The sequence below is a fragment of the uncultured Collinsella sp. genome (assembly GCF_959026545.1).
Lineage (GTDB): Bacteria > Actinomycetota > Coriobacteriia > Coriobacteriales > Coriobacteriaceae > Collinsella.
On the sequence record NZ_CAUFLV010000012.1, the window covers coordinates 1 to 25,741 of the forward strand.

General features: G+C 62.6%; 26 protein-coding genes and 1 tRNA gene. 2 read left to right on the top strand and 25 right to left on the bottom strand.

The genetic code is table 11. The features are described 5' to 3' along the window. Positions 1–22: 22 nt before the first annotated feature. The gene (locus tag Q5Q88_RS06590) at positions 23–886 is read right to left on the bottom strand and encodes a sugar transferase (RefSeq protein WP_302742429.1); all 864 of its coding nucleotides are present in this window, start codon (positions 884–886) and stop codon (positions 23–25) included. An 87-nt stretch (positions 887–973) separates the two neighbouring features. Further along, complete coding sequence (locus Q5Q88_RS06595; RefSeq protein WP_302742496.1) at positions 974–1,552, bottom strand: transcription termination/antitermination NusG family protein; 579 nt, start codon at positions 1,550–1,552, stop codon at positions 974–976. Between the two features lie 367 nt (positions 1,553–1,919). Between Q5Q88_RS06595 and Q5Q88_RS06600 the strand changes: the two genes are divergently transcribed. Next, on the top strand, positions 1,920–2,288 hold the full coding sequence (locus Q5Q88_RS06600) for a helix-turn-helix domain-containing protein (protein ID WP_118653007.1): 369 nt from the start codon (positions 1,920–1,922) through the stop codon (positions 2,286–2,288). A gap of 19 nt (positions 2,289–2,307) precedes the next feature. Here Q5Q88_RS06600 and Q5Q88_RS06605 read toward each other — a convergent pair whose 3' ends face one another. After that, the gene (locus tag Q5Q88_RS06605; protein ID WP_302742433.1) at positions 2,308–3,222 is read right to left on the bottom strand and encodes a DUF4143 domain-containing protein; all 915 of its coding nucleotides are present in this window, start codon (positions 3,220–3,222) and stop codon (positions 2,308–2,310) included. Between the two features lie 80 nt (positions 3,223–3,302). Continuing rightward, a complete protein-coding gene (locus tag Q5Q88_RS06610) occupies positions 3,303–4,016 on the bottom strand; it encodes a response regulator transcription factor (RefSeq protein ID WP_118653005.1) in 714 nt (237 codons plus the stop codon). A gap of 189 nt (positions 4,017–4,205) precedes the next feature. On the opposite strand from Q5Q88_RS06610, the gene Q5Q88_RS06615 reads away from it, so the two are divergent. Beyond that, positions 4,206–5,558: a D-alanyl-D-alanine carboxypeptidase family protein gene (locus tag Q5Q88_RS06615; protein ID WP_302742435.1), complete on the top strand. Its 1,353-nt coding sequence runs from the start codon at positions 4,206–4,208 to the stop codon at positions 5,556–5,558. 56 nt (positions 5,559–5,614) lie between these two features. Here Q5Q88_RS06615 and Q5Q88_RS06620 read toward each other — a convergent pair whose 3' ends face one another. From Q5Q88_RS06620 to Q5Q88_RS06720, 21 genes are all read right to left on the bottom strand, one after another. Then, positions 5,615–5,980, bottom strand: a complete 366-nt coding sequence (locus tag Q5Q88_RS06620; RefSeq protein ID WP_118653001.1) for a hypothetical protein — start codon at positions 5,978–5,980, stop codon at positions 5,615–5,617. Positions 5,981–6,040: 60 nt separating this feature from the next. Continuing rightward, positions 6,041–6,967 (bottom strand): TatD family hydrolase, encoded by a 927-nt coding sequence (locus Q5Q88_RS06625; RefSeq protein WP_302742438.1) that lies wholly within the window; start codon positions 6,965–6,967, stop codon positions 6,041–6,043. Positions 6,968–6,979: 12 nt separating this feature from the next. Then, on the bottom strand, positions 6,980–7,873 hold the full coding sequence (gene rsmA, locus Q5Q88_RS06630) for a 16S rRNA (adenine(1518)-N(6)/adenine(1519)-N(6))-dimethyltransferase RsmA (protein ID WP_294123063.1): 894 nt from the start codon (positions 7,871–7,873) through the stop codon (positions 6,980–6,982). 2 nt (positions 7,874–7,875) lie between these two features. Continuing rightward, complete coding sequence (gene metG, locus Q5Q88_RS06635) at positions 7,876–9,477, bottom strand: methionine--tRNA ligase (RefSeq protein WP_294123058.1); 1,602 nt, start codon at positions 9,475–9,477, stop codon at positions 7,876–7,878. A gap of 139 nt (positions 9,478–9,616) precedes the next feature. After that, positions 9,617–10,546 carry a 16S rRNA (cytidine(1402)-2'-O)-methyltransferase gene (rsmI, locus tag Q5Q88_RS06640; protein WP_302742441.1) on the bottom strand — a complete coding sequence of 310 codons (930 nt, stop codon included), beginning with the start codon at positions 10,544–10,546 and terminating at the stop codon, positions 9,617–9,619. A gap of 3 nt (positions 10,547–10,549) precedes the next feature. Beyond that, entirely contained in the window at positions 10,550–11,614 is a 1,065-nt protein-coding gene (locus tag Q5Q88_RS06645; protein ID WP_294123054.1) for a glycoside hydrolase family 5 protein, read from the bottom strand. A gap of 125 nt (positions 11,615–11,739) precedes the next feature. Next, positions 11,740–11,812: transfer RNA gene (locus Q5Q88_RS06650), tRNA-Phe, on the bottom strand. Between the two features lie 56 nt (positions 11,813–11,868). Continuing rightward, positions 11,869–12,261 carry a DUF192 domain-containing protein gene (locus Q5Q88_RS06655; RefSeq protein ID WP_294123052.1) on the bottom strand — a complete coding sequence of 131 codons (393 nt, stop codon included), beginning with the start codon at positions 12,259–12,261 and terminating at the stop codon, positions 11,869–11,871. Further along, the gene (locus Q5Q88_RS06660; RefSeq protein ID WP_294123050.1) at positions 12,258–12,746 is read right to left on the bottom strand and encodes a hypothetical protein; all 489 of its coding nucleotides are present in this window, start codon (positions 12,744–12,746) and stop codon (positions 12,258–12,260) included. The genes Q5Q88_RS06655 and Q5Q88_RS06660 overlap by 4 nt, the downstream gene beginning before the upstream one ends. Then, complete coding sequence (locus Q5Q88_RS06665; RefSeq protein ID WP_302742443.1) at positions 12,746–14,761, bottom strand: hypothetical protein; 2,016 nt, start codon at positions 14,759–14,761, stop codon at positions 12,746–12,748. Before Q5Q88_RS06665 ends, Q5Q88_RS06660 begins: the two co-directional genes overlap by 1 nt. Before the next feature lie 76 nt (positions 14,762–14,837). Then, entirely contained in the window at positions 14,838–15,317 is a 480-nt protein-coding gene (locus tag Q5Q88_RS06670) for a TadE/TadG family type IV pilus assembly protein (protein WP_118652983.1), read from the bottom strand. Position 15,318: 1 nt separating this feature from the next. Continuing rightward, positions 15,319–15,513: a hypothetical protein gene (locus tag Q5Q88_RS06675; RefSeq protein ID WP_294158273.1), complete on the bottom strand. Its 195-nt coding sequence runs from the start codon at positions 15,511–15,513 to the stop codon at positions 15,319–15,321. An 80-nt stretch (positions 15,514–15,593) separates the two neighbouring features. Then, positions 15,594–16,121 (bottom strand): hypothetical protein, encoded by a 528-nt coding sequence (locus Q5Q88_RS06680; protein WP_294123044.1) that lies wholly within the window; start codon positions 16,119–16,121, stop codon positions 15,594–15,596. Beyond that, a complete protein-coding gene (locus Q5Q88_RS06685; RefSeq protein ID WP_294158275.1) occupies positions 16,118–16,363 on the bottom strand; it encodes a hypothetical protein in 246 nt (81 codons plus the stop codon). The genes Q5Q88_RS06680 and Q5Q88_RS06685 overlap by 4 nt, the downstream gene beginning before the upstream one ends. 10 nt (positions 16,364–16,373) lie before the next feature. Next, entirely contained in the window at positions 16,374–16,790 is a 417-nt protein-coding gene (locus Q5Q88_RS06690) for a type II secretion system F family protein (RefSeq protein ID WP_294158277.1), read from the bottom strand. Between the two features lie 236 nt (positions 16,791–17,026). Further along, positions 17,027–17,776: a type II secretion system F family protein gene (locus tag Q5Q88_RS06695; protein ID WP_302742451.1), complete on the bottom strand. Its 750-nt coding sequence runs from the start codon at positions 17,774–17,776 to the stop codon at positions 17,027–17,029. Beyond that, complete coding sequence (locus Q5Q88_RS06700; protein WP_294123037.1) at positions 17,725–18,999, bottom strand: CpaF family protein; 1,275 nt, start codon at positions 18,997–18,999, stop codon at positions 17,725–17,727. The genes Q5Q88_RS06695 and Q5Q88_RS06700 overlap by 52 nt, the downstream gene beginning before the upstream one ends. Before the next feature lie 116 nt (positions 19,000–19,115). Next, positions 19,116–20,594 (bottom strand): P-loop NTPase, encoded by a 1,479-nt coding sequence (locus tag Q5Q88_RS06705; RefSeq protein ID WP_302742453.1) that lies wholly within the window; start codon positions 20,592–20,594, stop codon positions 19,116–19,118. Positions 20,595–20,597: 3 nt separating this feature from the next. Beyond that, on the bottom strand, positions 20,598–21,317 hold the full coding sequence (gene cpaB / locus Q5Q88_RS06710) for a Flp pilus assembly protein CpaB (protein WP_302742455.1): 720 nt from the start codon (positions 21,315–21,317) through the stop codon (positions 20,598–20,600). Positions 21,318–21,595: 278 nt separating this feature from the next. Then, on the bottom strand, positions 21,596–22,741 hold the full coding sequence (gene rsgA / locus Q5Q88_RS06715) for a ribosome small subunit-dependent GTPase A (RefSeq protein ID WP_302742458.1): 1,146 nt from the start codon (positions 22,739–22,741) through the stop codon (positions 21,596–21,598). 22 nt (positions 22,742–22,763) lie between these two features. Then, the gene (locus Q5Q88_RS06720) at positions 22,764–25,448 is read right to left on the bottom strand and encodes a cation-translocating P-type ATPase (protein ID WP_302742460.1); all 2,685 of its coding nucleotides are present in this window, start codon (positions 25,446–25,448) and stop codon (positions 22,764–22,766) included. Positions 25,449–25,741: the final 293 nt, after the last annotated feature.

The following is a 25,741-nucleotide window of genomic DNA, read 5'->3' on the forward strand; positions in this document are numbered from 1 at the left end:
GAGGCCGCTTAGCGGTTATGATTTATCGCGTCCAAGTTTCGGGGCGCAGTTCATACGCCGCCCCCTTCCCGGTAAAGACCACGGCGACGGTCTGCAGGATCAGCTTCAGGTCCGTCATCACGCCGCGGCGCGCGATGTAGCCAAGGTCCAGCCGCACCATGTCGTCGAAGTCCACGTCCGAGCGGCCGCCCACCTGCCAGGGGCCGGTGAGGCCCGGCTTCACGGCCAGGCGCTGCATGGCCCACTCGTCGTACTGCGCGACCTCGCGCGGAAGCGGCGGGCGCGGGCCCACCACGGACATGTCGCCCATGAACACGTTGAGGAACTGCGGGAACTCGTCGATGGAGTGCCTGCGGATGAAGCGGCCGATGCGCGTGACGCGCGGGTCGTCCCTCATCTTGAACATGGGGCCCTCGACCTCGTTCTCGGCCAGCAGGGCGTCCTTCATCTTGTCGGCGCCCTTCACCATGGAGCGGAACTTCCACATGGTGAACTCGCGGGGCCTGCCGTCCGCGCCGATGCGCCCCACGCGCCTCTGGCGGTACAGCGGGCATCCCGGGCTCTCGACGGCGATCGCGGCGCACAACACCGCGGACGGCACGAGGCCGACGGCGATCACGAGCGCGGAGAAGACGATGTCGAAGCCCCTCTTCACGAAGCGGTACCCCAGGCGCTCGCGGTCGAAGGCCTGGGCGCTGCGCATGAGCGTGAGTCGGCGCACCGAGCGCTCCTCCTCTCGTGCGCGATCACGCGTTCCAGCCACCGGCGTTCGAAGATCCGCAGGGACAACGTCCGCTTGTACCGCATCGGCAGCATTCACATCACCGGATGCGCTTGCACTGGGCACGTTGGCTGCCCCGGCTGCAGAAAACTCGGCAGTCGGCATCTCGCCAACCCCCTCGCCCTTCGTATTCGCTCCGCTCACATCAGCACAGCCTGCAATTGGCATTTGAGACTGTCCCCCCCCCCCGGCTCATGCCACACCTCGTTCCGGCGCGACATTGCGGGCTCCTTGCAAGTCCTTCATCAGCCATTTCTCCTTGGAAAGCACGCCCAGGCCCACGCGCGTGGACACTTTGCGGCCGCATACGTCGATCTCCAGCACCGCAGTGCTCTTGCGGCGCCAGATCTCCTTGACCATCGCCTCGTGCCCTACCAACGGACCGCCCGTTATCACCACGCGGTCGCCGTCTTTCACGCCCGTGCTCATGGGCACCACGCGGTTCCCAGGCTTGGTGAAGCCACCAATGATCTCGACCTCGTCGGGTGTCAGCGGTACAAACTCATTGCCTTGGGCCAGCAGCCTCGCGAATTCGTCCATATCGAGCAGCATGGCCTCGACCGCTTTGGGGTCATCGCAAATCGCGATGAGGTACCCCGGCAGCAAGGGCTTTTGCACGGGGACCCACCGGCCGCGAACCTTGATCTCGGTCTCGTATTTAGGTGAAAACACTTCTTGCAACAGGCACTTGGGCACCACGCGGCCAATGAGCGCGGCCATGGCGTCTTCGCGCCCTTTCATTACCTGAATCACATACCACTGCACGTACATCACCGCCTTAAGAACATTCCTATCGAGGGCGGGAAACGCAAAAGCGAACGCAGGTTGCGGCGAGCCCTGTGGCTACGCCCACCCGGTGCATGACCGACAAAACGTCCGCTATACATTCCCCAACCCACCGAGGTCTGCTCTTGGCACCACGTCGACAAGAGGGTATGGACACGCCGCCTATTGGCAACGGCAATTACCGATACCCCTCCCCCCTAAAATATGCGGACGGTGGATATCAGCTTATCGCTTGGTCAAGTTTACTATTAATAAACCCTTTAGGCGATTCTCTCCATAATATTTATTACTACTGAACTAATTACAGAAAACCCAGCAGTGTGTTTCCTATCGCTAAAACTGGAGGCACCAAATGGGTAAGCAAGACAAAACTGAGCGGGGTAAGACGCAACTTGCCCGACTGCGCAAAGCGCGTGGCCTTACGCAGACGGAAATCGCCTACGACCTTGGTGTAAGCAAAGCGACGTACAGTTCTTGGGAGAGCGGGCGCATTGAATTGGGGGCAGGGCGTATCACCGCCCTGGCCGAACGCCTTTGCTGCACGCCCAACGACATCCTCGGGTTTGCCTCCACCCCCGAGCATGACGAGCCCGCCCGTTACGAACCCCTCACCGAGGAGGAGCTTCACGCCATCAAACTGTTCCGTTCCTGCCCGCCCAATATCCGCCACAGCATCCTCGACATCATGCAAACCACCGTGAAAGGCTGGCGGATTGGATAGCGCGCCCCCACTCACTCCGTCATCGTTTATTTATTCCCTCACGTACCCTCCACAACAATGGGTTGACCTCAAGCGAGAAACCATTTCTCGCAGAACCAAATCTTGCAATCCTACATGGCAAGATTGATACGAATCTTGACACGCTGCGTTGCAAGATTTTGGAACCCAACGTTACCGCTCGGTCTCCTGCATGGCCTTCGTAATGAACTCGACCCCCCTGTCTACCATATAGAGCGGCAAGTTGAGCACCCCGTTGTTCAGCGTGAGATTGCGCTGCGAAAATCTCACCCTGAGCGGCGTTGAGTCTGCATGTTTTTTTTGCGTAGTACTTAAGGCTGGCAGAATGCACGACCTCGCCCGACTTGACCTCGACAGGCACCAGCTCGTTACCCACCTGAATCAGAAAGTCGACCTCATGCCTGGGTTTCTCGTTCGTCCAGTAACGAGGGCTCGCATCGAGCTGCGGAACCAGCGCCTGGGGCACGTAGTTCTCGGCAAATGCTCCTTTAAACTCCGCGAACAGCGCCGTCTTTTCCGAAAATGCCGTGGCATCCAAGCGAGACAGGCGCCGCAAGAGCCCAACGTCCAGACAATACACCTTGAACGCAGAGGGGCTGTCATAGGCCGAAACTGGCACACCCTTCGCGTCATTAAGCGGAATCTTTCGTATGAGACCGGCCTCTACCAGCCAAGAGACCGCGTCTTCATATTCGCGTGCGCGGGCTCCTTCACGCACCAACCCCCACATAAACTTCTTGTTCTCGCGCGCAAGCTGCGATGGTAGGGAGTTCCAAGCAAGGGAGATTTTGGCAAACTGGGCTGCCCCACCATGCTTGGCAAAATCATTGGTATACGAAACGAGCAGGTCCGAGAGGACGCCATCCACCTGTGCCACATCGCGCGTTGCCACCCAGCGATGCATAACTTCCGGCATGCCGCCCGTTACAAAGTACCTCTGGATCTGCTCATTCAGGCGATCGTTAAATTTGTGCTCGTGTACCTAGACGCAACCTGCTACTTTTCTATGGTGTACCCGACGCCCCAGATGTTCTTGATGAAGCGCGGGTTCTGGGCGTCGTCGCCCAGCTTCTCGCGCAGGTGCCGGATGTGCACCATGACGGTGTTGTTGGACCCTGCCATGAACTCCTCGTCCCACACGGCACGGAAGAGCTCCTCAACCGGCACCACGCTCCCGCGATGCTCGGCGAGATACAGCAAAATCGAGTACTCGAGGGGCGTGCAACGCACGGGCTTTTCGTCCACCGTCACCGTGCGAGCATCCTTGTTGATGGAGAGCCCGTTGAACGAGATGATGGGCCCCGCCTCCTCGGCAGCAACAGCCTGCTCGCGACTGCCGTAACTCGTGTACCTGCGAAGTTGCGCCTTGCAGCGCGCCACCAACTCAAGAGGGCGAAACGGCTTGACCATGTAATCGTCCGCGCCGAGTGTCAGACCCTCTATCTTGTCGGACTGGCTATCGCGCGCGGTGAGCATGATCACGGGGTAGGTGCGCTCAGAGCGAATGGTGCGCAGCAGCTCAAAACCGTCGACGTCGGGGAGCATGATGTCCAGCACAGCAAGGTCGAACTCTTGCTCCAAGATCAGCCGCGCCGCATCGGCGCCCGTATACGCCAGCGTGACGTCATAGCCCTCGTTACGCAGATAGATACCCACCAAATCCGTGATGGTCTTCTCGTCATCCACGACCAGAATGCGCGGCGTCTCCATAGCATGCTCCTTTCACCCACGCCCATTATGGCGAAGACTCCATTTCCGCGCACCCCTTTACAGATGCATTAAGCAAATGCTAAGCGAAATGCCAAGTAGCCGTTTTATACGTGGGACATCATTTGCGGTAATCTTGAGGCATCGCGCTGAGCGCACTCCCCTGGCTTCCGAATCCCCAAAGAGGTTCTTATGAGAAAACCCCGCGCAGCCACAATCGCCGCAGCCCTCGCCACAGCCCTCGCCCTTTTCGCCGGCTTCCCCATACCGGCCCATGCTGAAATTCGCACAAGTGACGTCATCCTGGGGACCACGGCGGCGGACCGCGGCATCGTACAGGGCGAATTGCCCGACATCACCGCGCCACATGCCATGGTGCTGGGCCAAGACGGTCTGGCCTACTATGAGCGCAATGCGGACGAGCCCATCAAGATCGCCTCGGTCACCAAGGTCATGACCGCCCTGGTGGCACTTGAGCACTGCGAGCTTACCGATATCGTCACGGTCGACTACGCCGCGGCGACGGTGGGCGAATCGAGCCTGGGCCTTTTGGAGGGAGACGCCCTCACCATGGAGGACGCACTCACGGGCCTCATGGTCATGAGCGGCAACGATGCGGCAACGGCGATCGCCATCGCCGCCGGAGCCAAGATCGACCCTGCGACCACCGACCCCTATTCCACGTTCATTGAGGCCATGAACCAAAAGGCGAAGGAGCTGGGCTGCACGGATACGGTTTTTGAGAACCCCCATGGCCTCGATTTCGACAGTTGGGCGGGCGATCTGCATTCGACTACGCGCGACATAACCGCGGTGTTCTCTGCCGCCATGAAAAACGAGAGCTTCCGCGCTATTGACAACAGCGACCGCACGTCGATTTCCGTGACCTCCGCAGACGGCACCCAACGCACGCTCACGCTGACCGTTCGTAACCAGATTCATGGACAGGAGGGGAATATCGGCGGCAAGACCGGCACCACGATGGAGGCGGGCAACTGCTTTGTTGGCGCGTTCTCGCGCGAGAACGGCGGCGAGGTCTACGTGGCCATCTTCGGGGCAGCAGACAACGACACGCGCTTTGCCGACACGCTCGCTTTGGCGAACTGGTACTACGACCACATCGCTACGGTGCCCTACATCAACACCCCCGTCACACGCAACGGTGTTCCGCTGGTGGGCGAGGCGACGTGCAGCGCATGGTGCGACCGAACTGCCGCGGTCACCCTCGAGGACCCCAACGCGACGCTCAGCGTATTTAGTCTGGGCGATGAGCTCGTGCAGGACGTGGAGTATGACAAACTGGACGGAGCCGTCGAGCAGGGCGCAACCGTGGGCACCATTTCCCTGCGGCAAGGGGATGTAACCGTGGGAAGCGCCAACCTCGTCTCCGCGGAATCCGTGCCGGAGCCCAACCCAATCGAGTGGCTCATGATAAAATTCGACCGGCTGATCCGCTTGTTCGAAGGCAGGCCGAGTACGGCCAAGTCGGTCGTCGTGAACGAGGTCGCCGATCCACTGGGCTATGACAACTGGAACGCGGCATAAGTAGCTGCTTTGAGCCTGCTGCGTTGAGCTTGTGCTCGCTGGCCGCAAGCGGAAGATTAGCGCCCGTCGCGCTCCTGTGTGAGCTTTTTCGCCTGATGGCGTGAGATGAACCATGTCACGAACGTGGTGATGAACAGCAGGGTCGTGGCTATACTGGCAACCGATTCCAGATCGTGGTTGCCTAGGTAAACGCCAAGACGCGACACCATGAATGCGAACACGGTGACAGCGAGCAATCCGTACGCCACGCGCGCGAGGGGCAGTTCGCGGTGCAGTTCGTTGTCGATGGGCGCGGGACCCTGCGCCGCTTCACGACGGGCGCGGAGCTCACGCGCGGTCTCCATGGCGCGGACATCCTCCGCCTTGCGGCGTCCGTCATCCTGCGACGCACGAGTGCCGTGAGTCTTCTTCTTGCTGCTCAATAGTATCGATCTCCTTGGCTCACGCAACGCGCGGGTTCATGTCGCGCCCTGTATGACCTTCTACCCAAACAAGCCGACCGCGTTATCCCACGCCGCCTGAGCGACCGTCTTCGGTAGCTCGCCAGTGCGATCCACACGGTCGAATACCAGCACATCGGCGGTCTGGGCGATCATGGCCGGCTCGCACTCCAGTCCGCGGATGGGCTCGGGCGCCATGTACGGGCAGTCAGTCTCGAGCAGCAAGCGGTCGAGCGGACAAGCGGCAAATGCCTCGCGGACCGCATCGTTGCGCTTAAAGGTTGCAGCACCGCCAAATGCAATGTGGCACCCAAGGGCAAGGAAGCGCTCCATGGTGGTGCGATCCTCACCAAAGCAGTGGAGCACGCAACCCGAAGCGGGAACACCCACCTGTTCGAGCACGCGCGCTGCATCGGCATGGGCCTCGCGGGATTCATCCCCGTAGTCATCGCGAAGATGAAGCTCAACCGGAACATTGCGAGCAACGGCAAGCTCGACCTGCCGCGCCATGACGTCCATCTGCAGATCGTGCGGAGCCGCCTCGATGTCATCGTCCGCATCGAAATGGTAATCCAAGCCAACCTCGCCCACGCCCACGCAGAGCGGATCTTCCAACGCGGACTCGACCTGCGCATGCAGCGCATCGGTGTACTCGGGGGCACCATATGGATGCACGCCCACGAGGTACCTCACGGCAAGCGGCGAACCGTTCTCCGCCGCGCAATTGACCGCCGCCTTAAGCCACGCGGAAAACGCGCGGGCGTCCGGAGTCTCTTCACTGCGATCGGCTACGGGATCGTACAGGGTAACCAGCGAGCGAACGCCAGCCTCGTATGCGCGGGCGAAAACGTCCGCCATGCCTTTGTCCTTCCCCCAAAACGACCGCAGATGGGCATGCGTGTCGTAAAGCGGTGCCTGAGGCGCAGGAAGCGTGAACGTCTTGTTCTTTTTGGTGTAGACAATCGGCATGTGCGAAAGGTCCTAGTCGAACGATTCCGAAAGAACGGCTGCGAGCTTGATGAACTCATCCGTGGTGAGCGCCTCGGCGCGCGCGGTGGGCGCAATGCCACATGCCTCGAACGCCACGTCGAGTGCCGCCTTGTCAAAACCGTTTGAGCTCATGGAGTTGCGGATGGTCTTCCGACGCTGGGCGAATGCGGCGTCGACCACGCGCGACACGCACGCAGCATCGATCGGGGCATAATCCGATTCGAGGCACGCCAGCCCGGCGCACGCGAGGGCGTCGACGCGGTCGATGCGCACGACGGCGGAGTCCACGTGCGGGGCGGGCATGAAGCAGCGTGGCGGCACCTCAAAACGCCCCGTCACCTCGCCATGCAGGGAAAGCTTTACCGTGTAGGCGCCATACGCTTTGGTGCCCGCCACGGCGGCGATGCGATCGGCCACCTCTTTTTGCACCATGACGACCGCACGCGTGAGGCTCGGCATGGTCTGGAAGAACTGCAAGATGATGGTGGCGGCAACGTTATAGGGCAGGTTCGCCACGAGCATGGTGGGCTCGCCGCCGCTCGCCTCGGCGATGGCCGTCGGCGGGACAGCGAGTGCGTCGCCCATGATGAAGCTGAAGTTGTCATGGTCCATGGCATGCGCGGCCAACACCTGCTCAAGCTCGGAATCCATCTCGATGGACGTCACGTGCGCGGCTTCCTGAAGGAGCGCAAGTGTGAGCGTGCCGATGCCGGGACCCACCTCGAGCACGCGCTCGGAGCCGGAGAGGTCGGCGAGCGCCATGATGCGCTCGATCACATGGTTGTCGACGAGGAAGTTCTGGCCCAGGCGATGCTTGGTCGCCAATCCAAAGGCCTCGAGCATCTCGCGTGTCGCGGTGGGATTTGCCAGCGGGGAAGTCGTCATCGTTAGCCCAGACGCGGGAACAGGGCGTCGCCCTTCTCGACCGGCAGCCCCGCAGTGAGCTGGCCCCACGCGCAGGCGGCGGCCATGTCATCGGTCGCGGCCTCGCCCTCGCAGCCGATGCGGCGCAGGGCCTCGGCGCTCGTGCTCGGCATGAGCGGCATGAGCAGATGCGCAGAGATGCGGATGGCCTCGAGCAGGTTCCAGATCACGTTGGCGAGCTCGCCCGCCTTCGCGGGATCCTTGGCGAGCGTCCAGGGCTCGGAGTCCTCGATGTAGTGGTTGGCGGCGTGGATGAGGTCCATGACCTCCTTGGCGGCATCGCCGTAGGCGAAGGCCTCCATCTTGGCGGCATAGCGCTCGAAGATGCCCTCGGCGGTCGCGGCCAGCGGATTCTCGGCGTATCCGGCGGCCGTGGCGTCGCGCTCGGGCGTGACGCCGTCGAAGTACTTGATGCACATGTTGGTGGAGCGCGAGATCAGGTTGCCCCAGCTGTTGGCCAGATCGGCGTTGTAGACCTGCTCCATGCGGCCAAAGCTGATGGCACCGTCGGTGCCCGGGGTGACGTCGGTCATGAAGTAGTAGCGGTAGCCCTCCACGCCGAGCTTCTCGATGACCTCGCGCGGGGCGATGGCGTTGCCGCGGGACTTGGACATTTTCTCGGCCTTGCCGGTCTCCTCGTTCTTGACGGTAAGGAAGCCGTGCGCAAAAACGTGCTCGGGCAGGGCTTCACCCAGCGCCATGAGCATCGCGGGCCAAATCACGCAATGGAAGCGGATGATGTCCTTGCCCACAATGTGGGTCTGCGCAGGCCAGCGGTAGGCGAAGTCCGCAGCGGCCTCGTCGCCCTCGGCGCCGTAGCCCACGGCGGTCATGTAGTTGGTCAGGGCGTCGAACCACACATAGGTGACGTGGTCGGCGTCGAAGGGCACCTCGATGCCCCAGTCGAAGGAGGTGCGGGAGACGGAAAGATCATTCAGGCCGCCCTCCACGAAGGAACGGACTTCGTTCATGCGGAAGTCGGGCTGGACAAAATCCGGGTGCTCGTCATACAGGGCGAGCAGCTTGTCCTGGAACGCGGAGAGCTTGAAGAACCAGCTCTCCTCCTTAACGCGCTCGAGCGGGCGGTCGCAGTCGGGGCAGAGGTGCTGTCCTTCCGTGCCGCGGGCCTCGTCGGCCTTCTCGACCTGGGTCTCGGTGAAGAAGGTCTCGTCCGGCACGCAGTACCAACCGTCGTAGCTGCCCTTGTAAATGTAGCCAGCCTCCTGCATGCGCTCCCACAGATACTGGACGGCGCGCTTTTGGCGCGGCTCGGTGGTGCGGATGAAGTCGTCGTTGGAGATCTCCAGCTCACGCCACAGATCGTGGAAATGCGGTGCCTGGGAGTCGCACCACTCCTGCGGGGTCATGCCGTGCTTCTCGGCGGCTTCTGCCACCTTCTGGCCGTGCTCGTCCATACCGGTCAGGAACTTGACGCTGTAGCCGGCGGCACGGCGATAGCGCGCCTGGACGTCGGCGATGATGGTCGAGTACGCGGTTCCCAGATGCGGGTCGGCGTTCACGTAATAGATGGGCGTGGTGATGTAGTAGGACGGCTTCGTGCTCATGATGCGCGGCTTCCTTCTCGCTGGTTGTTCATGCAATTCTTCATTCTAGCAGGAATGCCCGGTGTGCCATTGGGGGACGGACCCCTTTGGCACAAGGGGGCGCTGGGGTTGGACGTGCCATCGGCACACCGGACGCACGTCACTGCTGCTGCAGCTCGAGCACCTTGGCGTAGACGTCGCGCTTCTTGCGCGAATACTTTTGGGCCAGGCGCTTGGCTAGGGCGTTGGCGGGCTCCCCGGCAGCCAGGGCCTCGGCGATGTCGGAACGCAGCAGCTCGTCGGGATCGGCAGCCGCGTTCACCTGAGATCCCGCGGCGAGTGCGGCCTCATGGCGCTCAAGCTCCTCTTGGGTGGGAGGCGCCACCACGATCACCATCTCGCCCTTGAGCTCGCCACGCGCCACAACCTGCTCATGCAGCTCTGGGGCAGGAGCGCGCAAGACCTCCTCGTGCAGCTTGGTGAGCTCGCGGCAGAGCGCGACCATACGCTGCGGGAACACCTCGGCGATCGCCTTGAGCGATGCCTCCGCACGATACGGGGACTCGTAGAAGATGAGCGCGCCCGGAATGGACGCGAGGCGCTGAAGCCTGCGCACGCGCTCGCCGTGCTTGCGCGGGAGAAACCCCTCAAAGAAGAACTGGTCGCTCGGGATGCCCGACAGGACCAGGGCGGTCACACACGCCGAGGGGCCGGGAATGACCTCCACGGGGGCTCCTTCGCGGCGCACGAGCTCAACAAGCACCTGACCGGGATCGGACACGCTCGGCATGCCCGCGTCCGAGGCGAACGCGATGCGCTCACCGGCGAGCACACGCTCCACGAGCTCGGGGGCACGTTGGGCGATCACGTTGTCATCGCAGCGCATAAGGGATTTTGAAATGCCGAGGTGGGCCAGGAGCTTGGAGGTGACGCGCGTGTCCTCGCAGCAGATGAGGTCCGCAGTGCGAAAGGTCTCGGCGGCACGCGGGGACAGGTCTCCCAGATTGCCGATGGGCGTGCCCACCAGGGAAAGAAGCCCTGGGACATCTGAACGTTTCTCAAGGTCGCCAGAGCGAACGGTGTTCGGCATGGGCTACTCCATCATGGCACGCTCGAGTGGGGCAAGCGCCACGCGCGCATCCCATGCGGGAAGACGACGTTCGGTCTTCCACGTTTGGAAGAACCAGCCGTCCGCCGCATCAAACGTTGCGAGCTGGTTCGAAACGAATACGCGCTCATAGGCACGGCGACCCTCCGGTGTGACCGAAGATCCCGAGAGCACGGCGGCACCCGACCACTCGCCAACGATGACAGGGAACTTGAGGCTCTTTGCCTCGCGGATCAGCGTCTTGTTGCGATTGAGCGCGGCGGTGAGCCCTTTGGGGGACGTGATGTCCTGGGCGGTCTCGTCCCTGAAATGATAGAGGTGCAGGTCCATGACCACATTCTGGTACTGCTCACCTGCCATGAAGCGCTTCCAGGCGTCCGGATGGCCCGAATCGGAGAAGACGACCATCTTGCGCGTTGGCATATGACGGCGCACGACCTCATACGCATCGCGATAGAAATTGCGCAGATAGTGCCTGGGAATTCCCACGCTGGTGGAAAAAAGCCCCGTGCGCACGCTCATAACGGGAGAATCGAGCAACTCGATGCCAAGCAGGGGCTCTTGCTCGCCGTACCGCTCGGCAAGGCGCTCGAGGGTTTCGAGCGCGGTAGCACGGCCATTTGCAGAAGAGTGCCAGTCGGCCACGATATCGGGTATGGTGGGAGAGCTGTTGGAATCCCCCTGGCCACCAGGAACCGTCGCGAGATCAAGCAAAACTTTCATCTCGTATTTATTGGCCCATTCCATGGCGCGATCGATATAGTCGATGCAGGAAATATAGGATTCATGCTCGTTTTGCGCGCCAAACGCATACCAGGGAAGCGGAATGCGCACGGCGTTGAGCCCCATCGCCGACATTCTCTTAAAGTCGAGCTCGGTGACGAACGTCTCGTAGTGCTCGCGAACGCGCTCGTTATAGGCGGCGGGTCCTAGCACCTGCTGAAGCTCGCCGTCGTTGGAAGCACCAGTAGCGGCGAACAATGAGGGCGTGACCCATGGTTCCAAGATGAACCAACCAGACAGATTGACACCGCGAACCCTGTCGAACATGGACACCTCTCCCTGTGCACAATTCCTATCTAAGTTCTTAGGATACCCCCATCGAGCGCGATGAGACATCGAAGACCTAAACCAAAAGACCTCCCATTTTTGGGAGGTCTTTCAAATTCAAAGGGTGGCGGGGAAGGGAATCGAACCCCTGACACGAGGATTTTCAGTCCTCTGCTCTACCAACTGAGCTACCCAGCCACTATATGCGCTGTCGTTGACAGCAGTGATTAATATACCCATAGTTTTCCAAGCGGTCAAGCAAGTTTTTTGTTTTTGCCAAAAATAGTCCCCGCACCGCCACGCGCCGATAGTGCCAATAGCGCCGAGGGGCGCTCGATAACGAACGCCGCCCCCGAGCACGAAAGCATGCGCCAGGGCATAACGCCATCGTGGCGTGCGAGTACACGACCGGATGCGTCGACGAAGGCGATATCCAGCGGAATCCGCATGAACCAGGTGTGAACCGACCGGCAGCGGGGAAACACGAGGATGCGAACACGCCCTGCGCCGACCGTCGCGGGAAGAGCCACGAAGCCCGCAAGACGGCGCGCGAACGTCTTCGCCTCTTCGACCTGCCCCTCCCAGCCAAGGTCGTGCAGCGCGCGGAAGACTGCAACACTAGCAGCTGCCCCATGACAGGAAGTCACACAATCACCCCCGACTTCCACGGATCGACCGTCACGGCCTTGGTGTGGACAAGCTCGAGCGGCGCCCCCAGGTCCACTCCTGCAATGGAAAGACCCTGGGGCCACGGACGATATCGCAAGGTGCACCGATAGGTCCGCAAACTCCCCACAAGGCTGAGCAGGGATCCACGATCCGAGCCGTCGCTCCCTTCACCACCCTCAACCACTACTTCGACGCGTACCTCATGACCATCCATGGCTTGTGCGAGCTGCTTCTCAACCTGCGCCGCGGCAGATGCCCCCGAGAGCACCCCCGTCGCATCTCCCGCTGGCGCCAAACCGTGCGCGAGCACGACATCGGGCGCCACCCGGTCAAACCGCGCTGTAGCTGACACGAACATCATCACGTTGTAGACAATCAGAGCAAGCACCAGCATGACGGGAGCGACGACGGCCATTTCGACCGTCGCCTGAGCGCGATCCTCCGCACGGCATGTCTCACCCATCACGAACCGCCTCCCCCAATTGACGCGATGTCGCTCACGCGCACCGTAAGTGGCAGGGAGCCGCCGCCGGGCAGCGGGATTTCGGCAATGGTGAATTCCATGGACATGATGCGTTCCCCCACTGCATAGCCGACGGCCTGCAAAATCGCCTCTGGATCCGTTGCGCCGGCGGGAATGCTCCGCAATGCACCTTGGATATGGGCATAATCCTGCATACCCGCGCGCGATGCCACGAGCGAGCTATCGGTGAGCACAGGCTTTCGCTGTCTCAAGTCGACCGGCTCTATGCCAAGGGTTCGCACGATTCCCTGCAATCGATCCTTGAGCCAAGTGCCCACCGAGCCGATGCCGATCCTTCCCAGGCCCTCTGCAAGGTCGGAAAAGGCGCGGTCTATCCCGGCGCTCGACTCACCGTAGGAAGTGAGTAGATCACCCCACAAATCCATCACCGAATCAACGAGACCGACCGCTCCTCCCGACCCAACGCGCCCTTCCAGGGAGCTGAAAAACCCTGAGAGGACGTTGTTTTGACGCGTCGCCTCGTCGGGCGCGAGGACCGAAGCCGAAACGGCACCGCGCTCTGCCACGTGCTCCGTCGTGGCAAACGGCGATTGCAGGTCTTCGGGCGTTTGCGTGGCGGATGCGACGACGAGCGCGATGCACCCGTCCCTACCGGGAGGGGCGATACGCGGCCGTTTGCCCGAAAGGCCCAATATCGCCTCCTCAAATGCACTACTCACCTGTTCCGCCTCTCCACGTGAACGTGCCTGCTCGTCGAGCTCCTGTTGACGCGCGGCCACGTAGTCGTCAAGCGCCAACGTGAAGGCTCGCAGATGGTACTCAAAGCCGTTGTCTATGCTCGTCGATGCGGCGGGGGCCTTTCCCACGTCGCCAATACTGAACCGGCACACCTCGCACTCCCGCGCGGCACCTTGATCAAGCGACTCAAGCGAAAGCGAGGGGCCCGCCGCCCCCTGAGCACCGGGGCACGAAGAAGAGAAATGCAGAGTGAGACCATCGTCCTCGTTGCTCGAGGGCCACGCGGCATCGGTATACAGACTTGTCTTCCGCACTTCCTCGGTATTTCTGGGCAGCAACTTGACCGTCGAGGTGATCGTGCCGTCCCGTTCAACGACTTCAGCGCCCGCGAGCGTCTTAATCGCAAAGCCGTAAAATGCATGGCGTGCAGCGGCGTCGGCACGGGCTTCGGCCCCTTGCCCTTCGGGAGCATCGTGGTCATAGCGCCAGCGATAATACGCCCGTGCGCGATCGAGAGCGACATTCGGCTCCCACACCATGCTCGATGCGAAATCGGGGTTGTCATGATCCGCAATGCCCGAGAGCCGCCCCGCCCGCTCCTGCATGTTCATGCCATCGCGCCCACAATCCGCTAGCCACGCCGCCTCCTTCTTTGCCGCCGTATGCTCCGCCGCGCGTGCCAGATCTGCCGCTGTCTGCTCCAATTCACCGGATTCTCGCTCAAGTTCCCCGAGTGATATCTGGTCGCCCTCGAGCGCCGGGAACTCCGATGCAGATGTTGAGGGAGCCGCCAATGCGCTGCCGGCATACGTGGTCGATTCGCCATTCTGCGCCGTGCAGGCGCGGGTGGCGTTGGCGGCAACCAGATACGGCAACGAGTCCTCGAGGGTCTTAAGGCCCCGCGAAGCCGATGTCACGAAGGTGTTCCTGGTCTCGAGCATATCGAGGCCGGCGTCCAGCGTCTTTGCCGCAGCACCCTGTGCGCCCGGCACGAACGCCCCAATCAACCCCACGCCCGTCATGGCAAAACCGGCAAGCCCCAAGCTCAGCGAGCAGGCGTCGAGTACCGTCGCCACTGTATGGTACGAAGAGACCACATTCGCCCCCGCAAGCGCGGTGGCATCCGCACGGGCCTGCACATCGCCCGACCTGCCCGCCGACCATACCGCCAACGATGCCGAGAACAGCAGCGCCAGCACCATCAACATCGCAACGGCTGATGCCACCGTCGTATAGGCACCGTCCTCGAGAAACATATCGATGCCCCATCGCACTCTGTGTCGCGCGTTGCGCGTGCGGGGCCACCGGCTTCCAAGAAGGTCAGCCCTCAACTCATGTATCCCACATCTCAACCCATTCCGCATACTCACCCTCCAGCCACTCTGGCCTGCCCTCATACGAGACATCGACCCGCATCCGCACATCGCCGTATCCGTTCACCTCGCCCATCGCGCCCGCAAACGCCCCCAAGATGGGAAGCGGCCGAACATGCCCCTCGATGGATACGCGGACGGTTCCACCCGTATCTGCCGCGCGCCCACACTCGATCTCCCATGATTGGGAACCTCCCGCATGAAAGATCGCCAGATCAGGTATGGCGGAGAGCCTGCGAAGCGCGAACGCCCGATATGCCTCGTCGTCCTCCAGCGTGGCCGTCGTCATCAACCTAGCCGTCTCGGCAGCCGCGGATTCCATGATCGCGCGCGTGTAGAGCAGGCAGACGGGCTGGAGCATGAGCAGCAACAGCAGCAGAAACGATGGAATCAGCAAGGCCGCCTCGACGGTCGCCTGGGCGCGGTCCTCTGCCAACATCTCAATACAGGGATATGTCGATGGCTCCTCCCGCGCTGAACGCATGCGATGCCGCGGCGCGCACGAGCTCCGCAAGCGTCCCGTCAACGGCAGCACGCCACAACGCCGCCATTCCCGCCACCATCGCCAGAAGCGCAACGACGGTGAGGGCGTATTCGACCGTCCCCTGCGCCGCCCGCTCACCAAGCACGTGCACCAGCCGTCCATGCTGGTGCCATGCCCCAACCATCGCCTTATCCAGCCTTCCATGGCACCTCCCTGCACGGCGGGAGCGCGCTAGACCTCGCCTGGAAGCAGTCGAGTCACCCTGACCGTGCTCTCCCGCCCGCCTTCCGTATTCACCAGGACCACGTCGCACCAAGCATCCCCTCCCTGCACGATGGCGCCCCAAACATTTCCCTGCATATCGAGGTAGCCGCTGGCGGCAAGCCTTGCCTCTCCGGTATCCGCATAGGCACGCAGCACGTTCTCGGCAACAACGGGAAGATCACCCTCCTCGACCCAACACAGGGCATCGGTTGCCCCCTCGCCATCCGAAGCCGCCGCACCAGCGTCTTGAGCACGCGAGTTGAGAGCCAAATCGCGTAAAAACGTCTCGGTCGAGCTCTCGCGCGTCTTCGCGCCCAATAACGCTCGCGCACGCTCCAATACGCCAGCCTGCCCTCCCGCCTCAGCCTCATCCTGAGTGGAGGCATCGCCATCAACTTGCGTCGCCGCCTGTCCCATAAGCGCCGCAACAATCGCGACGCCGATGCAGACAAGGGGAAGGCCGTACACCAGCGCACGCGGCGCACGCCCGCTCACAGGCCGTTGATTCCGTTCGAGATGGCGTTCCACAGCTCGCTCACCTTGTCTCGAAACGCGATGATCGCGATGATCGCTATCACCACCAGCACACCAACCAAAATCGCGTACTCAGTCGTCCCCTGCGCATCCTCCTCATGGGCGGCCTCGATGCATGCATTGCCCGCTCGTTGACAGGCAACCGCAACGCGAGCGCGCGCTTCTTCACAGACCTCGGCCAGATACTCAACTAATGCGATCATGGGTACCTCCCTACATCATCCCGCCGGCAGCAAGCAGCGGGCCCAAAATGGATAACAACAAGGCGGGCAAGATGAGCGTCCCCGTAGGTATGAGGAGCTTGACCGGAGCCCGCTCGATTTGGCGCTCAACCTCGGCGCGATGGGCGGCGCGGATCTCCCGGCTTTGCCCCTCAAGCGTCTCGGACAGCGGCGCACCGAGCTCGAGTGCCTGCGAAACGGCGACTGCGAATACTTCGAGCGCCCTTAGTCCCGTCTCATGCGCGACAGCCTGAAGCTCCTCTTCCCGCGTCGTCAGACCCGATTGCCACGACACGCGCGCCTGCGCCAGACGCGCGGAAAGCCCACCAGATCTGCCATCGCAGTACATGCCCAAGGCGGCATCGAACGACAAACCCGCGGACAGACCCAGCCGAACGATATCGATCATCTCGGAAACCTCGCTCAACGTCACAGAAGTCTTCGAGGGGGCTTCCACCCTCAGAACCCTGCGCACCCCCGCTTCAAGTGATGCGACGAGCCGCATGCCCTCCCTGCGCAACGTCTGCGCCCAACGGGCGCAGGTACGCCGACGGTCGTAACGTTCCCATCCCAAAAAGAGAAAGACAGATATCGTCGCCAACGAACCAGATGCCACGACCGGTATGGCGATATACACCCCTCCCATCACACATCAACTCGCATGATCTTGCGGATGATCGACCAAGCGAACATGTTCAGGAACAACGCGACGGCCAGAGACCCAAGGCCGGAAGGTGTGAACACTCCCGCCCGGAAATCACTCGACGCCAACGAGAGGAACCCCACCATAAAGACGGGCATTCCGGCTACCAATCGAGCCGACATGCGCACTTGCGCCGTCTTCACCTCGAGCTGGCGCATCAGGGCTATGCGCTCCCCAACCAACCCGGCGGCTTCTGAGAGTAACCCGCCCAATGCCGCTCCTGTCCTGCGGGAAACCTTGAGGGCGAGCACCACCAAATCCAAAGCGGGCGCATCGAGGCGCTCCACCAACTCATCAAGTGCATCAACCGACGAGACACCGCAGGTCATGAGCGCAGAGGCGTGTAGGAACTCGGTGCGCACCGGTTCCTCCGCACGGCTGCCCACATACTGCATCGCTTGGGAAAGAGACAAACCCGAACCAAGAGAAACCGCCAACGAGCCGAACGCCTCGGGCATCGCACGCTCAACCCGGTTACGCTCCACCCGCTTGCGTGGGGTGAGGACGCCGTACGCGGCAAACTTCCCCTCAATCTCTTCGCGCGCATGGAGCAGCGCACGTTCCACGCCCTTCAAAATGAGCGCGAGCCGCCTGCGTGCAATCGTCAACTCGCCAGATAAGCCGGGTGTCGACAGGGCCGCTAGGCTGATAGCCGTGAGCGCTCCGACGCACGCTGACACGATGACCTCCATCTATCGACCTCCTCTTGCTCAAGCGCGCCCGTTCGCAGCGCCTCGCCAATGAACGGTGGCTCCCGAATCAGTTCCCACGTGTGGGCAACGGCGTCCCCTCGCACGTACTCAGTCAGTTCGACCCCGCCTCCCGGTGCACGCGACACGCCCGTGTACGACGAGACGTATCGCTTACCCGACGGGGTGCGCACCGACATTACGATCCCGTCGAGCGCCATCGCGATTTGCTCCTCGATGAGGGAACTCGCGAGATCGACGCCGTAGCGGGCGAGCAGGGTCAGGCGGACCACCGCCTCCTCGGCGCTGCCCGCATGCAGCGTCGTGAGCGAGCCATCGTGACCGGTACTCATGGCCTCGAGCATGTCGATGGCCTCACAGTTGCGCACCTCGCCCACCACGATGCGGTCGGGACGCATGCGCAACGCGTTCACCAGCAGATCGTGGATCGTGACAGCGCCCTCCCCCTCAATCGACGCCTCGCGTGCCTCGAGTCGGACGACATGCGGATGGTGCGTGAACTTGAGCTCGGCCGAGTCTTCTATGGTCACAATCCGCTCGCCATGCGGAATCTCGCACGACAGGGCGTTGAGCAGGGTTGTCTTTCCCGATCCCGTGCCGCCCACCACCGCAAGGTCCTCGCGAAGGCGCACGGCGAACGAGAGCATCTGTGCGTACCATGCGGGAAGAGACCCCAGGCGCACCAGGTGCTCCAATGAGCTAATCCGATCCGAGAACTTGCGAATGGTGAGCGTGGGACCGTCGATGGCGACCGGCGGGATCACCGCGTTCACGCGATAGCCGTTCGGCAAGCGCGCGTTCACCATGGGGCTCCGCTCATCGACGCGACGGCCCAGCGGCGATATGATCCGGTCGATGAGGATGCGTATCTGCTCGTCCGATTCAAATGGTCTGCCTATTGGACTCAGCACGCCGCCGCGCTCGATGAAGGTCGACGTGCAGCCGTTGACCATGATCTCGGTCACCTCATCGTCTTCCAGCAACGACTGCAAGGGGCCGAGCCCCACCACGTCATCAAGCACATCGGAGATAACGCGCTCACGCTCTCGCACGCCCAGGTCGATTGTCGTATCCGCATTGATGACCGCCTCGAGGGCCGGCCGCAACTCGACGCGCGCCTGTTCGACGTCGGGCACCTTGACGATACGGGCAACCTCGGCAAACCCAACGCGATCCATCATCAGGCGCATGATATGCACCCTCATGGCCCGCGGGACGGAGTCTGGCGAATCCGTCACACACGATGCGCGTCCGCGTTGCGGCCCCTCCGCGCGGGCGCTCCCACCGCCGGCTTGGACACGGGCTATCCGATGCATCAAGCTCATCGTGCACCACCGCTCCTTTTGCGCCACGGCAACCGGAACTTCGTCCCGCGCGTCTCTCCCTGTGGCGACGCGGCCATGAGGCGCTTATCGACCGAACAGCCCAGCTCCCCAAGTAGCTGCGCCGCAAAGGTCCGCACGCTCTCGGCAAACGCGCTGTTTCCCGCAACCAAGGCGTCGAGCTTGCCGAATGAGAGCATGCCTCTCACGTCTTCGCCGCCATCCGCTATCCGAACGCGCGAACGTAGCGAGGTGCCCATCTCGAATCGCAGCGCCTCCTCCTCTCCGCACCCACGACCACCTAGCCGATTGAACACGCTGGTCATCCGTGTCGCTGGGACGCCCAACCGCGCCGCGAGCGAGACGACTGCCGCCGCCGATGACCCCGAGGTCTCTCCGCTGCCGCCCACAATCAAACAACGGTCGCATGCGCCAATTGCAACTGCCGCCGCATCTCCCCAGTTGTTCGAGGTGTCGGCGTAAATCACATCCGCCGCGCCCCGAAGCACCTCGATAAGCTGCTCGATTGGGGTGCCAAACAACTCTGCCTTCTCGCCTTCTGTCAGTGGGCCCCACAGCGTCAAACCGGGACCCACGCGCATCGCCGTCGCCTCGACGTCGCACTCCGCGATGAAATCATCGCACTCATGGGCAACAAGGCCCTCGAGTCCCTTGCGAGTTTCCGCCCCCAACACGGCGGGCAGGTCGCCGAACATCAAGTCGAGATCAAGAACCGCGGCACGCAACCCGGCGCGAGCGGAAGAAGCGGCCAGAGCTGCCACAAGGGTCGTCTTTCCAACGCCTCCCCTGCCAGAAACAACCGTGACGAGCGGCGCACGGTGCGTCCCCGTCGCCGCGTGCGCAACCGAACGCGTGCCCGCACGTGCCGCAACCTCGCGCAAATCGCTCGCCGCCTCCTCTCCGCCTGCCGGCGCACCGTCACGCAGCTCGGCCACGGGCGGCGACATGATCGACACGTCCTCAGGCCATTCCGCGTCATCCGGCTCATCAAGCGGCGGCCACAGCTCCTCAAGAGGAACCATGTCATCGCGAACGAGGGCTATCTCGCCCGTCCGCTGCGGGAATTCGTCGGGTTCCATGCATGCTTCTAACGTGGTTGAGTCTTCGGAGCGCACCTGCGCGTCCTCACTCGCCCCCGTCGCGATGACCTCAGTTGCACCGGTACGCAGCAAATGCGCGATGGACGGCGCATCGCAGCCGTCGGCGATCACGAGTACCTCGACCCCATCAAGCGATTGCCGTACGAACGCCATCCCCGCCACCGTCGTCGCGACCGCCTGGGAATCGCAGCCAAACACCACATGGACATCTGCCGCGGCACACGCCCTCCCCAGTTGCACGGCGCCCTCCACCGAATTCACGCGGGCGATCCGCGCACGTGCATCACGCTTGCGCACTTCCGCGCGAACACGTCCGTATACGCCCTCTGCGCAATACGCCAGCCAAATCGATTCCATCCGTCACTCGCCTTCTTTCCTTAATGGCGAATCGTCCGCAGATGTATCCGCCTCCGGCTCGTCCTCGCCATCGGGCTCCCCTTCTTCCGGCTGCTCCGACTGCACCCCCGGCACGACTAAGGTGACCATGCCACTCGACGTCGCCGCCAGTAACTCGCGCACCGCCGAGGGACGCACCGCGAGCGTCACCCATTGCACATCTCCACCGCCTAAAGCCAGGTTGCTTGAGTCGATCACCCGCGCGCTCGTCAACTTGTCTGCAAGCGCGTCGCCCAAGGTATAGACGTCAACCGTCTGACCCCGCGTGAGCATGCCTCCAACCGCATGCTCCGGATCGCTCGCGACCGAGACCGCGACCATCCCGCGCGGAATGTCCACCGCGCCCTCACGCTGCTCGAAATATGCCTCCGCAAGGGGCGCATGCGCGGGGATCTGCGCCGTCGCCGTTCGACCCAGCACGCTCGAAAGACCGGTTATCGCGCCTTCGGGCAATAAGGCGGAAACCCATTCCGTCACCACGACGTTGCCCTCGTCGATCTTCTCGCCAGGCTCGATCTCCCGGCTGGCCACGCAAACGCTCGTCAACTCGCCACCGTATTGCGCCAGCATCTCCTGCTCCGCACGCTCCGCATCGCGGTGCGCGCCGGTTACCGCCATAAAGCACACGAGCGCGGCCGCCAATCCGGCAAAAACGCTGATTGCGAGCCTTCTGCTTCGATTCATGTACCGATCCCCCCAGTCGCATGCGTCCCGTGACTCGATTCTCGAACCCCGCGGAACTCGCGAAGGCGACTAATTGAGAAACTCCGCAGCGACCTGTTGAGGGCTCATACCACCAGCTGACACCCGATGACAGGCCTGTGCCAGACCCAGGCCAAACCTGTGTCCGAGCGCACGAAGGCCCACGGTCGACGCGCATAGAGAACAGGGCCGCCCATACCGAGCGACCCTGCGATCGAGCTATGTCGTTGTCTTTCGCTCACGCGTGAGGAAATCCCTAGTTAGAGGTGGATATCGGGGTCCAAGCTCTGCGCACTCACGCGCATCTCGGAAGCGAGCGCCAAAAACGCGTCCACGCGCACGCGCTCGATCTCCCCATCTTCCACGCCCTGCAGCACACCGCATCCCGGCTCGTGCACATGGGAGCAGTCATTGAATCGACAGGTATGTGCAGCATCGATGAACTCGGGAAATGCTCGTGCGAGCCCTCGTTCATGTCCCACGAGCGGCAGTGAGCGCAATCCCGGGCAATCGGCTATGACACCGCAGGGCTCAGGCAACGTGACCATGATGCGCGCGACGGTGGTATGCCGCCCAGCATCATCACGTTCACGCACCTCGCTCGTCTCGAGCGCCTCGGTGCCGAGCAACGTGTTGAGCAGCGTCGACTTGCCCGCACCGGACTCGCCCAAAATCATGCCGACCGAGCCGCGGGGAATGCAAGATCGGACCTCATCGAGCCCCTCCCCCGTACGCGAGGAGGTCGCGATCACGGGCACGCCCTCGCCAACCAGCCGCTTGATATCCTCAACAACCGCTTGCACCTCGCCCGCCTCACAGCGGTCGATTTTTGTGAGGACTACCACCGGCTCGGCACCGCAATCGCGCGCGAGCACGAGGGAGCGGGCGATGCGGTCGCGCATGAGCGACAAGGTGTCGCGCTCAGCTCCCAGGGGCTGCACGATAAAGATCACGTCGACGTTCGCCGCCAGCACCTGGCGTTCGCCACGGTTCTTGCCACGCCAGCGCTCAAACGCCGTGCGTCGGGGCAGGACGCGCAAGATCACGCCCATGTCGTGATTTGGCGAAACACGGACCGCCACGAAATCGCCCACGCTGGGCAGCACGCGCTCGGCGGTCTCATCCGCCCCCGCGGTCCTACCCGCACCCCTGCCGTGCTTACCACGCTTGCCGCGCTTGCCTTTGGCAAAATCAACAGCGTGTTCGGCGCGCAGTAACTCGCCTGCGGCCGTCGCAATCATGGGAAAGCCACGATCCAAGCGTACCACGGCACCCAGCTCGATCTCCGCGACGGGCACGTCCCCCGCCGCATCGAGCTCCGAGCGCGTCTGCTCAAACGCAGAGACCTGCGCGCTAGATGCACGCAGGTCCCCAAAGCTCGGAATATGTTCCAAAACGTCAGCCACGCTTACGCCTCGGTCCTTTCCCTTACGCCTGATCCTTCTCGATGGCACGCATGATGGCCTTGTAGATCTCCACCAGCGGGATGATCAGGAAGCCAAGGCCAAGGGCGGTGAACATGCCCTTGAGCTCGAGATGCTCAACGCCGAAGAAGATCTGGGCCAGCGGGTCGAACTCGACCACGACGAGCGTCAGCACGAGCGCGAGCGCGGCGGCGCCCCACAGCCACTTGTTCTGCGTCTTCATCTTGAAGATGGAGGTGCGGCGGCTGCGCATGTTGAAGCAGTGGAAGATCTCGACCATGTTGAGGGTGATGAACGCCATCATGACGCCTTCCTCGTCGGCCATGGAGGTCGCGAGCGCGCCGAGGTCGATCACGCCGAGGTCGTAGTACACGCCGCAGAAGAAGCTGGTGAGCACGAGCGCGGTGATGATGAGGCCCTGAACCACGGTGTCGAGGCCCATGTTGTTGGCGAACACGCCGTCGGAGGCATTGCGGGGCTTGCGCTTCATGATGTCGCCCTCGGCCTCCTCCATGCCCAGCGCGAGCGCGGGGAAGCAGTCGGTCACGAGGTTGACCCACAGCAGCTGGATGGGCTGGAACAGCGTGAAGCCCATGAGCGTGGCGGCGAACACCGAGAACACCTCGGCCAGGTTGGCCGAAAGCAGGAACTGGATGACCTTGCGGATGTTGTCGTAGATGCGACGACCCTCTTCGCACGCGTTGATGATCGTGGCGAAGTTGTCGTCGGCCAGCACCATGTCGGCGACGTTCTTGGTGACGTCGGTGCCGGTGATGCCCATGCCGATGCCGATGTTGGCGTGCTTGATGGACGGAGCGTCGTTAACGCCGTCGCCGGTCATGGCGACGATCTTGTCCTTGGACTTCCACGCCTCGACGATGCGCGTCTTGTGCTCGGGCTGGACGCGAGCGTACACGCTGTAGTTCTCGATCTTGGCATCGAGTTCCTCGTCGGACATCTTGTCGAGCTCGGCGCCGGTGATGGCCTGGTCGCGGTTCTCAACGATGCCGAGGTTCTTGGCGATGGCCACAGCGGTGTCGATGTGGTCACCGGTGATCATGACGGTGCGGATGCCGGCGCCGTGAGCCTCGACGATTGCCGGGGCAACCTCGGGGCGCTCGGGGTCGATCATGCCGGAGAGGCCGCAGAACACAAGGTCGTGCTCGAGGGCCTCGGCCGAGCAGTCGGCCGGCATGGCGGTGTAGCGGCGGCAGGCGAGCGCCAGCACGCGCAGGGCCTGGTCGGCCATGGCCTTGTTGGCGGCGATGAGCTCAGCACGGCGATCCTCGGTGAGCTCGACGACCTCGCCATTGTCGAAGATATGGGTGCACAGGCCGAGGACGACGTCGGGAGCGCCCTTGGTGAACTGCTCGAACTCGCCGTCGAGGGTCTTCACCACAACGGACATCATCTTACGACCGGAGTCGAACGGAGCCTCACCCACGCGCGGATGCTCGGCGTCGAGGCCCTGCATGCCCGCCTTAGCGGCATCGTTCACGAGAGCGCACTCGGTGGGCTCGCCGACGGCCTCGCCGGCCTCCTCGTCCCACTTGGCGTCGCAACACAGCGCCATGCCGGCGAGAAGCTTCTCCTCGGTGGAAGCGAGCTCGTGCTTGACGACGGTCATCTTGTTTTGGGTGAGGGTGCCCGTCTTGTCAGAACAAATCACCTGGGTGCAGCCGAGGGTCTCGACGGCAGAGAGGTTGCGGATGATCGCCTGGCGCTTGGCCATCTTGGTCACGCCAATGGACAAAACGATGGTGACGACGGCCACCAGGCCCTCGGGGATGGCGGCGACGGCGAGCGACACGGCGACCATGAAGGTGTCGAGCAGCATGTGCGGCTCGGCCATGACGTTGCCCAGACCGGCGCGTAGGATGTCAACGCCAAAGATGACCAGGCAGATGACGATGACCATTACGGTCAGGATCTTCGACAGCTCGGCGAGCTTCATCTGGAGCGGGGTGAGCTCTTCCTTGGCGTCGTTCAGGGCGCCGGCGATCTTGCCCATCTCGGTGTTCATGCCGGTACCCACCACGACGGCGCGGCCGCGGCCGTACACGACGGTGGAGCCCATGTAGCACATGTTCTTGCGGTCGCCCAGCGGCACGTCCTCGGTGCCCTCGGCGAGCTCGATCACGTTCGCGTGCTTCTCCACGGGGACGGACTCGCCGGTGAGGGCGGCCTCCTCGATCTTCATGGATGCGCTCTCGAGCACGCGGCAGTCGGCCGGGACGGAGTCGCCCGCCTCGAGCAGCACCACGTCACCGGGAACGAGCTCGGAGGAGTGCAGCGACACGAGCTTACCATCACGCATGACCTTCGACTGCGCGGCGCTCATCTCCTGCAGGGCCTCGAGGGCCTCCTCGGACTTCGCCTCCTGGATCACGCCGAGGGCAGAGTTGATGATGACGACCGTCATGATGATGATGACGTCGGCCCATTCGGCCTCGCCCTGGATCATGCCGGTGACGGCGGAAATAACGGCGGCGACGATAAGCATGATGACCATGGGGTCGGCCATCTGCTCAAAGAAGCGCTTCCACAGCGGCGTCTTCTCTTCCTCGTCCAGTTTGTTCGGACCAACGTTCGCCAGGCGCGTCTGCGCCTCGGCGGCAGTCAGGCCCTGAGCGGCACTCGTGGACTGCTCCTCGAGAACCTCCTCAGCCGAAGCCAAGTACTCTTTCAATCTGACCCCTCCCGGAGTATGCCAAGCGGGACACAGGCGCGCTGCGCCCCAATCCAACAGTCTGACACCCGATTATAATTCCCGGAACCTGGGCAAGGGCTTGTCATAGGGCAATATGGTACCCAAGCCGGTCCCTGATATACCGGAGAGCCCCGCGATAGGGGGCAATGTCCATATCCTCTTACTACGGGGCGTTTATAAATCAAGAGCTGTGTAGATTGAATCGGCATGCGGTCGTTTTGCAACGATGGACGGCTTGAATTTTCCTATAATGTGCCCATGTATCTGCTTAC

Bases quoted from the DNA above. Each gene is read 5' to 3' on its own strand.
- Q5Q88_RS06590 (WP_302742429.1), bottom strand. From the start codon at position 886: ATGCCGACTGCCGAGTTTTCTGCAGCCGGGGCAGCCAACGTGCCCAGT.
- Q5Q88_RS06595 (WP_302742496.1), bottom strand. From the start codon at position 1,552: ATGTACGTGCAGTGGTATGTGATTCAGGTAATGAAAGGGCGCGAAGAC.
- Q5Q88_RS06600 (WP_118653007.1), top strand. From the start codon at position 1,920: ATGGGTAAGCAAGACAAAACTGAGCGGGGTAAGACGCAACTTGCCCGA.
- Q5Q88_RS06605 (WP_302742433.1), bottom strand. From the start codon at position 3,222: ATGCCGGAAGTTATGCATCGCTGGGTGGCAACGCGCGATGTGGCACAG.
- Q5Q88_RS06610 (WP_118653005.1), bottom strand. From the start codon at position 4,016: ATGGAGACGCCGCGCATTCTGGTCGTGGATGACGAGAAGACCATCACG.
- Q5Q88_RS06615 (WP_302742435.1), top strand. From the start codon at position 4,206: ATGAGAAAACCCCGCGCAGCCACAATCGCCGCAGCCCTCGCCACAGCC.
- Q5Q88_RS06625 (WP_302742438.1), bottom strand. From the start codon at position 6,967: ATGCCGATTGTCTACACCAAAAAGAACAAGACGTTCACGCTTCCTGCG.
- rsmA (WP_294123063.1), bottom strand. From the start codon at position 7,873: ATGACGACTTCCCCGCTGGCAAATCCCACCGCGACACGCGAGATGCTC.
- metG (WP_294123058.1), bottom strand. From the start codon at position 9,477: ATGAGCACGAAGCCGTCCTACTACATCACCACGCCCATCTATTACGTG.
- rsmI (WP_302742441.1), bottom strand. From the start codon at position 10,546: ATGCCGAACACCGTTCGCTCTGGCGACCTTGAGAAACGTTCAGATGTC.
- Q5Q88_RS06645 (WP_294123054.1), bottom strand. From the start codon at position 11,614: ATGTTCGACAGGGTTCGCGGTGTCAATCTGTCTGGTTGGTTCATCTTG.
- Q5Q88_RS06660 (WP_294123050.1), bottom strand. From the start codon at position 12,746: ATGGGTGAGACATGCCGTGCGGAGGATCGCGCTCAGGCGACGGTCGAA.
- Q5Q88_RS06665 (WP_302742443.1), bottom strand. From the start codon at position 14,761: ATGTTTCTCGAGGACGGTGCCTATACGACGGTGGCATCAGCCGTTGCG.
- Q5Q88_RS06670 (WP_118652983.1), bottom strand. From the start codon at position 15,317: ATGTTGGCAGAGGACCGCGCCCAGGCGACCGTCGAGGCGGCCTTGCTG.
- Q5Q88_RS06685 (WP_294158275.1), bottom strand. From the start codon at position 16,363: ATGATCGCATTAGTTGAGTATCTGGCCGAGGTCTGTGAAGAAGCGCGC.
- Q5Q88_RS06690 (WP_294158277.1), bottom strand. From the start codon at position 16,790: ATGATCGATATCGTTCGGCTGGGTCTGTCCGCGGGTTTGTCGTTCGAT.
- Q5Q88_RS06695 (WP_302742451.1), bottom strand. From the start codon at position 17,776: ATGGAGGTCATCGTGTCAGCGTGCGTCGGAGCGCTCACGGCTATCAGC.
- Q5Q88_RS06700 (WP_294123037.1), bottom strand. From the start codon at position 18,999: ATGAGGGTGCATATCATGCGCCTGATGATGGATCGCGTTGGGTTTGCC.
- Q5Q88_RS06705 (WP_302742453.1), bottom strand. From the start codon at position 20,594: ATGGAATCGATTTGGCTGGCGTATTGCGCAGAGGGCGTATACGGACGT.
- cpaB (WP_302742455.1), bottom strand. From the start codon at position 21,317: ATGAATCGAAGCAGAAGGCTCGCAATCAGCGTTTTTGCCGGATTGGCG.